Source organism: Myxococcus sp. AB025B (assembly GCF_006518215.1).
GTDB classification, from domain to species: Bacteria; Myxococcota; Myxococcia; order Myxococcales; family Myxococcaceae; genus Myxococcus; species Myxococcus fulvus.
In genome coordinates, this window is the sequence record NZ_SRLW01000028.1 from 42,306 (window position 1) to 50,643 (window position 8,338).

Below are 8,338 nucleotides of genomic sequence, written 5' to 3' on the forward strand. Positions count from 1 at the left end.
CGGAATTTCGGGGGATTTAATCGGGGGTTTTCCACCGGACGGGAGGGGCCACACCGGGGCGCGCGGGTGGAGGGCGCGCCCCGGGGCCAGCCTCGGGCCGGGGGCTACGGCACGACGGCTACAGCTCGACCTGGCTTCCCAGCTCCACCACGCGGTTGGGCGGAATCCGGAAGTAGGCGGTGGCGCTGCGGGCGTTGCGGCTCATCCAGGAGAAGAGCGCCTCGCGCCACACGGCCATGCCGGGCTTCTTGGAGGGAATCAGCGTCTCGCGGCCCAGGAAGAAGCTGGTGCCCATGAGCTGGAACTGGAGCCCCTTCTCCCGGCAGCGCTTGAGCACGTCGGGGATGCTGGGGTTCTCGGTGAAGCCGTAGGTGGCCACCACGCGGACGAAGCCCTGCTCCAGGGGCTCCACCTCCACGCGCTCCCCGGCGGGGACGTGGGGCACGTCCTGGGTCTGCATCGTCAGGAGCACCACCTGCTCGTGCAGCACCTTGTTGTGCTTGAGGTTGTGCAGCAGCGCGGGGGGAGTGCCCTCGGCGTTGCCCGTCATGAAGATGGCGGTGCCCGGCACGCGCACGGGCGGGTGGTCGCCGAAGCTGCCGAGCAGCTCCTTCAGGGGGATGCTCGCGGCGCGCAGCTTGGCGGCGAGGATGTCGCGGCCGCGCTTCCACGTGGTCATCAGGGTGAAGATGACGACGGCCAGCAGCAGCGGGAACCAGCCGCCGTCCGCCACCTTCATCGCGTTGGCGCTGAAGAAGGCCAGCTCCACCGTGAGGAACAGGCCCGCCACGGGCAGGGCCAGCGCGCGGCTGACGCCCCAGCGCTCGCGGGCGACGACGTAGGCCATGACGGAGGTGATGAGCATCGTCGTGGACACGGCGATGCCGTACGCGGACGCCAGCGCGCTCGAGGAGCGGAACGTCAGCACCAGCGTGAAGACGCCCACCATCAGCGCCCAGTTGATGCCCGGCAGATAAATCTGGCCCATCTCCTCGGCGGAGGTGTGCACCACCTCCATGCGGGGGCTGTAGCCCAGCTGCATCGCCTGGCGTGTCAGCGAGAAGGCGCCGGAGATGAGCGCCTGGGAGGCGATGACACCCGCCACCGCCGACAGGAGCACCAGCGGATAGAGCATCCACGAGGGGGCCAGCAGGTAGAACGGATTGCGCGCCGCGCTCGCGTCGCGCAAGAGCAGCGCGCCCTGGCCCAGGTAGTTGAGCATCAGGGCCGGCAGCACCGCGCCGAACCACGCCCAGCGGATGGGCTTCCAGCCGAAGTGGCCCATGTCCGCGTAGAGCGCCTCGCAGCCCGTCACGACGAGGAACACGCCGCCCATGACGAGGAAGCCGTGCCAGCCGTTGTGCACGAAGAGCATCACCCCGTGCACGGGGGACAGCGCGCCCAGCACCGCGGGGTTGTGCACCAGCTCCTTCACGCCCAGCGCCGCGAGCGTGAAGAACCACACGCACATCACCGGGCCGAACACCGCGCCGATGCCCGCCGTGCCGTGGCGCTGGACCATGAAGACGACGAAGAGGATGGCCAGGGTGATGGGCACGACGAAGGGCTCGAACACGGGGGTGGCCACGCTCAGGCCCTCCACCGCGCTGAGCACCGTGATGGCCGGGGTGATGAGGCCGTCGCCGTAGAGGAGCGCCGCGCCGAAGATGCCCAGGGTGATGAGCACCGGGCGGTTCAGGTGGGTCTGTCCCTTCTGCCGCTGCATCACCAGCGCCATCAGCGCCAGGATGCCGCCCTCGCCCCGGTTGTCCGCCCGCATCACGAAGATGAGGTACTTCACCGAGACGATGATGAGCAGGGACCAGAAGATGAGCGACAGCACCCCGAGGACGTTCTCCGGCGTGGGGTGGATGCCGTGCGGGCCGGTGAAGCACTCGCGCAGCGCGTAGAGCGGGCTCGTCCCGATGTCGCCATAGACGATGCCCAGGGCCCCGAGGGCCAGGAGCGCCGTGCGCTTGAAGGTATCGGGGCCTTCCCGAATCTCCTCGCCGCCCGGTACCCCGGTGGTGGTGGCTTTCACGCGCCCCCCTTTAGCCGAACCCACATCAGTAGCAACCCACCCGGAGACGGGCCCCGTGGATTCCAACGCCCAGGTGCGCCCAGGTGCGAGCAGGTAGCTCCGGGCCGGCTCCTTCCGTCGGTCCGCGACGGAGCAGGCGTCTGGAACGAACAGTCAGAGGGGGGCGTATGTTGATTGGCCATGAAGGAAGGCCGGGGGGCCACGGGGGACATGCCCCTGCCTGCTTTCACGTGCTCCCATGCCACCTCGCGGGGGCGCGATGACGATGGCGGTATCCCGGTACGCGGACGCACGACAGTTCGGGGCGCATGCCCCGGAGGTGGAGGAGCGCCTGGCGCTGCTGGCGGAGGCGTCGCGGGTGCTGGCCGACGCCAGCCTGGAGCCGCCCGCCGTGATGGAGCGGCTGTGCGCCCTGGTGGTGCCCTTGCTGGGCGCAGCGTGCACGCTGCGCCTGTTGTCCGAGGACGGCCTGTGGCTGCGCACCATGGCCTCGGCCGCCGCCTCGCCCGAGGCCCGGCTCCTGTTCCAGACGCTCAGTCCTCCGGCGCTGCGCGCGGACGAGGGCCCCTCGCGCGAGGTGCTGCGCACGGGCGAGGCGCAGTGGGCGCCGGACGCGAGCCCGGAGGAGCTGCGTCAGCTGGTGCCGCCGCAGCAGCATGGGCTGCTGGAGGACTTCCCCTTCACGCGGTGGATGGTGCTGCCGCTGCGCGCCCGGGGGAAGGCGCTGGGCACGCTCACCGTGTGGAAGGCCCCCACGCCCGAGCGCACCGTCGAGGCCGCGGAGCAGCTGCTCCTGCAGGAGCTGGCGGACCGGGCCGCGATGGCGCTGGACGTGGCGCGCGCGTACGCGGCGGAGAAGCAGGCGAGGCAGGCGGCGGAGGTGGCGGCGGGGCGGCTTGCGCGGCTGCAGCGGGTGACGGCGGAGCTGTCCCAGGTGCTGTCGGCGTCGCGCGTGGCGGAGGTCATCGTCGAGCAGGGCGTGGAGGCGGTGGGCGCGACGCGCGGCGGGCTGTGGGTGGAGGAGGACGGGCACGCCAGGCTCTTGAGGTGCTCGGGCTATGACGACGCCGACTCGGTGCAGGAGGCGTTCGGCCTGCTCCCGCTGGAGAGCCGGGGGCCGGTGACGGAGGCGCTGCGCGAGGGGCGGCCCGTGTGGCTGGAGTCCCCCGAGGCGCTGACGGCGCGCTACCCGGAGGTGGACCAGAAGCGCCACCACGCCATCCGCGCGCCCTCCCCCGCGTCGGCGTGTCTGCCATTGACGGTGGAGGGTCGGGCGCTGGGCACGCTCCTGTTCGCCTTCTCCGCGCCGCGCGTGTTCGACGCGGACGAGCGCGCGTTCCTGGAGCTGTTGGCCCACCACGCGGGACAGGCGCTGGCGCGGGCGCGGCTCTTGGAGCAGGAGGAGCGGGCGCGCGCGCAGCTGGCCGAGGTCAACGAGCGGCTGGCGGCCATCATCCAGGCCTCGCCGGCCTCCATCATCCTGGTGGACGCGGATGGCACGGTGCGGATGTGGAACCCGGCCGCGGAGCGCATCTTCGGGTGGACGGCCCAGGAGGCGATGGGGCAGGTGCTGCCGGTGGTGCCGCCCGGCAAGCAGGAGGAGTTCCGCCGCAACCTGGCCCGCGCGGGCCGGGGTGAGTCGCTGGGCGGCGCGGTGATGCAGCGCATGCGCAAGGACGGCACGCCCCTGCAGGTGGCGCTGTGGACGGCGGTGGTGCAGCCGGCGAGCGGCGGCACCGAGCAGGTGCTGAGCATGGCGGTGGACGTCACCGAGCGGCAGCGCAGCGAGAGCGCGCAGCGCTTCCTGGCGGAGGCGGGCGGCGTGCTGGCCACCAGTCTGGAGCAGGAGGAGACGCTGGAGCGCGTGGCGCACCTGGCGGTGCCGTCGTACGCGGACTGCTGCGGCGTCTTCCTGGCGGACGAGGACGGACAGGTGCGGTGCGTGGCCTCGGCGCACGTGGACGCGGGCTTCCGCGCGTCGGATGGGCAGCCCTCACCGGGGCTCGCCGTCGTCGCGCGGGTGGTGGCCTCCGGCGAGGCGGAGCTGCGCACCGGGCTGAGCGCGGACGCGCCCGAGTGCGTGCGCCCGCCCGGCGGGGAGGGCTGCTGGGCGTGGCTGTGCGTGCCGCTCCAGGTGCGCGGGCAGACGCTGGGGGCGCTGTCCTTCGTCACCTCGCGGCGCGACTACGACGCGCAGGACCTGGCGCTGGCGCAGGAGCTGGCGCGGCGCTCGGCCCTGGCCATCGACAACGCGCGGCTGTACCGCGAGGCCCGGCACGCCATCCGCCTGCGCGAGGAGTTCCTCTCCATCGCCAGCCACGAGCTGAAGACGCCCATCAGCGCGCTGCAGCTCCAGGTGCAGAGCCTGCTGGCGGGGCTCAAGCGCGGGCCGTCAGCCCTCACGCCGGAGCGGCTGGGGCGGGCGCTGGAGGTGGTGGACCGGCAGGTGAAGCGCCAGACGCAGCTCATCCACGACCTGCTGGACGTGTCGCGCATCAGCGCGGGGCGGCTGGAGCTCAGCCCGGAGCCGTTCGATTTGTCGGCGCTGGTGCGCGAGGTGGTGGAGCGCTTCGAGCCGGAGCTGGAGCGCACGGGCACGCGCCTGGAGCTGACGCTCGCGCCGGAGTCGTTCGGGCTCTGGGACAAGCTGAGAATCGACCAGGTGCTGACGAACCTGGTGAGCAACGCGGTGAAGTACGGGCGCGGCAACCCGGTGCACGTGGTGATGACGGTGGGCCCGGCGTCGGTGCGCGTGGAGGTGCGGGACGGCGGCATCGGCATCAGCGAGGAGAACCTGGCGCGGCTGTTCCACCGCTTCCAGCGCGCCGTGTCCGAGCGGAACTACGGCGGCTTCGGCCTGGGGCTGTGGATTTCGCGCCAGATCGTGGAGGCCATGGGAGGCCTCATCACCGTGAAGAGCGAGCTGGGCGTGGGCTCCACCTTCACCGTGGAGCTGCCACGCACCCGCCCCTGAGGCAGCGGCTCACAGCGCCAGCAGCAGCAGGGCCGCCTTCTCCTCGGGGCTGGCCGCGAGGAACTCATCCGGCAGCCAGACCTCCGACTCCGGCACCGTGACGGAGTCGCAGCTGCGGCGGCCCGCGTAGGAGCGCCCCGGCTCGCGCGCCTTCAGCCGGTACGTGCAGTCCCGGATGTAGATCTTCAGCTCGTCCTTGGTGAACTTCACGGTGGCGGGCCGGCCGCCGAAGCCGCCCTCGGCCTCCACCGTGTCGCCGTCGCGCTTCACCTTCAGGTTCACCGCGGCGGGGCCCAGCGAGCCCTTCACCTCGCCGTCCTTGAACTTCACGTCCACCACGCCCAGGTACGTCCGGCCCCGGAGCCCATCCTTGGTGCGGGTCACCTGGAAGTCCTGGCCGGTGACTTCATCGGACGTCATCACCAGGTTGTACTGCTGCCGGGCGATTCGCAGGTTGATGGCGTCCTGCTTCGGCGCGGACACCGCCACACCCGCCCCCAGGACCACCGCCAGAGCCAATACCCCCCGCCGTAGCGGGCTCAGAAAGCGCTTCATCGGAATGCTCCTCGTCGTGGAATACCTTCCTTGAAACGTCCTTCTTCCCATCGCATACCGCGATGCCCCCAACTCCCCGGATTCGCATCCGGGGCCTGACACTCTCCCAGGTCGGCCGCCTGCTCGCTCCACCCCCGGGGCGGTCCGTGATGCCCGGGGGCGAACCCTTCAAATCGCCAGCAGCAGCAGGGTCACCTTCTCCTCGGGGCTGGCCTCCAGGAACGCGTCCGGCAACCAGAGCTCCGACTCCGCCACGGAGCCCGCGTTGCAACTGCTCGGACCCGCGTAGGAGCGCCCCGCCTCGCGCGCGCTCAGCCGATGCGTGCAGTCCCGGATGTAGATTTCCAACGAGTCCTTGGTGAACTTCACGGTGGCGGGCCGGCCGCCGAAGCCGCCCTCGGCCTCCACCGTGTCGCCGTCGCGCTTCACCTTCAGGTTCACCAGTGCGGGGCCCAGCGAGCCCTTCACCGCGCCGGCCTCGAACTTCACGTCCACCAGCCCCACGGCGGTCCTCCCCCGCAGGCCCTCGCCCTTGCGACTCACCTGGAAGTGCTGGCCCGTCACGTCCTCGGCGCGCATGGTGAGGTTGACCTGCTGCCGGCCAATCTTGAGGTTGATGGCGTCCTGCTTGGGCGCGGACACCGCCACCCCACCGCCCAGGACCACCGCCAGCGCCAGGACACCCCGCCGGAGCGGGCTCGGAAATCGCATCATCGGGATGCTCCTCGTCGTGGAACGTCGTGGAACGACCTCCCTGGAACGCGCGGCTGCCCGGGACATACCGGGATGTCCCGGGGGCGCACGCTGTGTCCGGGGCGACTACTTCGGCGCGGGCGCCTGGGGTGGGCCCAGGTGCTTCTCGAAGAACATCATCGTCGTCATCTGCGCGTAGTCGCGGGTGGGCTTCTTCTGGAAGCCGTGGCCCTCGTCGGTGGCCAGCATGTACCAGACGTCCGGCGCGCGCTGACGCACGGCCTGGACGATCTGCTCCGCCTCCGACTGCGGCACGCGCGGGTCATTGGCCCCCTGCTGCACGAAGAGCGCCGCGCGAATCTTGCCCACCGAGCCCAGCGGGGAGATGCGCTCCTGCACGCGGCGCACCTCGGGGATGCGCTCGTCGCCGTACTCCGCGCGCCGCAAGTCCCGACGGTACGCCTGCGTGTTCTCCAGGAAGCTGGGCAGCGAGGAGATGCCCACCACGTCCACCGCGGCCTTGAAGCGGTCGGGATAGAAGGTCACCGACGCCAGCGTCATGTAGCCACCGTACGAGCCGCCCGAGACACCCACGCGCGTGGCGTCCAGCTCCGGCCGCGAGGCGATGAAGTCCAGCGTCGCGCCGATGTCCTTCAGGCTCTGCTCGCGCTTCACGCCGTCATCCATCGCGCGGTACGCCTTGCCGTACCCGTCCGAGCCGCGCACGTTGGGCACCAGCACCGCCATGCCCAGCTCGCTGGCGATGAACTGGGTGAAGTTGCTGAACGTCGGCCGGCTCTGTCCCTCCGGTCCGCCGTGGAAGCTGACGACCACGGGCACCTTCTTGCCGCCCGTGTTCCGGGGCACGTAGAGGAGCGCGGGCACCTGCACGCCGTCGGTGGACGGGTAGCGCACGAGCGTGGGCTCCACGAACGCTTCCGTGTCCAGACCGCCCACCTCCGAGCGCGTCCAGCGCGTCGGCTTGCGCGACTTCAGGTCCACCGTCCACACGTCCATGGGGCTGCGCGCGCTGCCCAGTGAGAGCGCCAGCACGTCCGAGCGCTTGCGCGGGAACTTCAGCCCGCCGCCCACGCCCCTGGGCAGGGTCGTCAGCGCGGACAACGCACGCGTGCGCGTGTCGAGCAGCGACACCGTGGTGTAGCCGTCTTCGTTGAAGGCCACCGCCAGCTTGCGCCCGTCCGGGGACAGCGCCAGGTCCGTCACGCTCCACTTCACCGACTTCGTCAGCGAGGTCGGCGGCGCGGCCGTGGGCGCGGTGCGCGTGTCGAGCAGGTACAGCTCGGAGAAGTCGCTGTAGCGGTCCGTCACCAGAAACACACCCTGGCCGTCCTTGGTGAAGGTGGCGCCGTCGACGCTGCCCTTGCCCTCGGAGGGCGTGAGCTGACGGCGCTCCCCGGACGCCACGTCCACCACGAACAGGTCCGAGTCATCCGCGGCCCGGAAGCGCTGCACCAGCAGCTTCGAGCCATCCGCGGAGAACTCCTGCGGCGAGTACGTGCCCTCCAGCTCCGTGAGGCGGCGCGCCTTCGTGGGCTCCGACGTGGGGGCCACGTACACGTCTGTGTCCTTGCCGTTGCGGCCCGTGCCCGCGTACGCCAGCCAGCGGCCATCCGCGGAGACGCGCAGCGCCTCGTGGCGGCTCTTGCCATCCGTCAGGAGCTCCGAGCGGCCCGTGCGCCGGTCCAGCTTGAACACCTGGAAGAACTCACCGCCGCCCTTGTCCTGCAGGTAATAGACGACGTTCGCGTCGCCCGGCTGGAAGACAGCGCGGTTGATGGGCTCCTTCGCGAAGGTGATTTGCGTGCGGGCGCCCATGGGCAGCTCCACCACGTGGAGCTGGTTGGTGTCCGCGAAGCGCGTGGTGATGAGCAACTGCTTGCCGTCATCACTGGCGTCCGCGAGCGCCGCGGTGCGGGACTCCAGGTACTGCTCCATCCGGCGACGCAGCGCGTCCGGCACCGGGGGCACGTTGCTCACCCACACGTTCGGCTGACCGGGCAGCGGCGCGATTCCGGGCACCTGTGAGGGTTTCGCGGCGGCGCCCTGGGCGGCGG

5 protein-coding genes are annotated in these 8,338 nt (G+C 71.2%); 1 reads left to right on the plus strand and 4 read right to left on the minus strand.

Features of this window, described 5'->3' with window-relative positions; all coding sequences use genetic code 11:
* Positions 1 to 118: 118 nt before the first annotated feature.
* Positions 119 to 2,041 (minus strand): potassium transporter Kup, encoded by a 1,923-nt coding sequence (locus FL311_RS07110; protein WP_141324178.1) that lies wholly within the window; start codon positions 2,039 to 2,041, stop codon positions 119 to 121.
* A gap of 265 nt (positions 2,042 to 2,306) precedes the next feature.
* Between FL311_RS07110 and FL311_RS07115 the strand changes: the two genes are divergently transcribed.
* Positions 2,307 to 5,015: a GAF domain-containing protein gene (locus tag FL311_RS07115; RefSeq protein ID WP_228556719.1), complete on the plus strand. Its 2,709-nt coding sequence runs from the start codon at positions 2,307 to 2,309 to the stop codon at positions 5,013 to 5,015.
* A gap of 9 nt (positions 5,016 to 5,024) precedes the next feature.
* Here FL311_RS07115 and FL311_RS07120 read toward each other — a convergent pair whose 3' ends face one another.
* From FL311_RS07120 to FL311_RS07130, 3 genes are all read right to left on the minus strand, one after another.
* On the minus strand, positions 5,025 to 5,570 hold the full coding sequence (locus FL311_RS07120) for a hypothetical protein (RefSeq protein WP_141324180.1): 546 nt from the start codon (positions 5,568 to 5,570) through the stop codon (positions 5,025 to 5,027).
* 168 nt (positions 5,571 to 5,738) lie between these two features.
* Complete coding sequence (locus FL311_RS07125; protein WP_141324181.1) at positions 5,739 to 6,284, minus strand: hypothetical protein; 546 nt, start codon at positions 6,282 to 6,284, stop codon at positions 5,739 to 5,741.
* Positions 6,285 to 6,389: 105 nt separating this feature from the next.
* The coding region (locus FL311_RS07130; protein WP_368668544.1) for a prolyl oligopeptidase family serine peptidase at positions 6,390 to 8,338 on the minus strand (1,949 nt) is incomplete at its 5' end.

Excerpts from the sequence above, each read along its gene's own strand:
- FL311_RS07120 (WP_141324180.1), bottom strand. The coding sequence starts at position 5,570 with ATGAAGCGCTTTCTGAGCCCGCTACGGCGGGGGGTATTGGCTCTGGCG.
- FL311_RS07115 (WP_228556719.1), top strand. The coding sequence starts at position 2,307 with ATGGCGGTATCCCGGTACGCGGACGCACGACAGTTCGGGGCGCATGCC.
- FL311_RS07125 (WP_141324181.1), bottom strand. The coding sequence starts at position 6,284 with ATGATGCGATTTCCGAGCCCGCTCCGGCGGGGTGTCCTGGCGCTGGCG.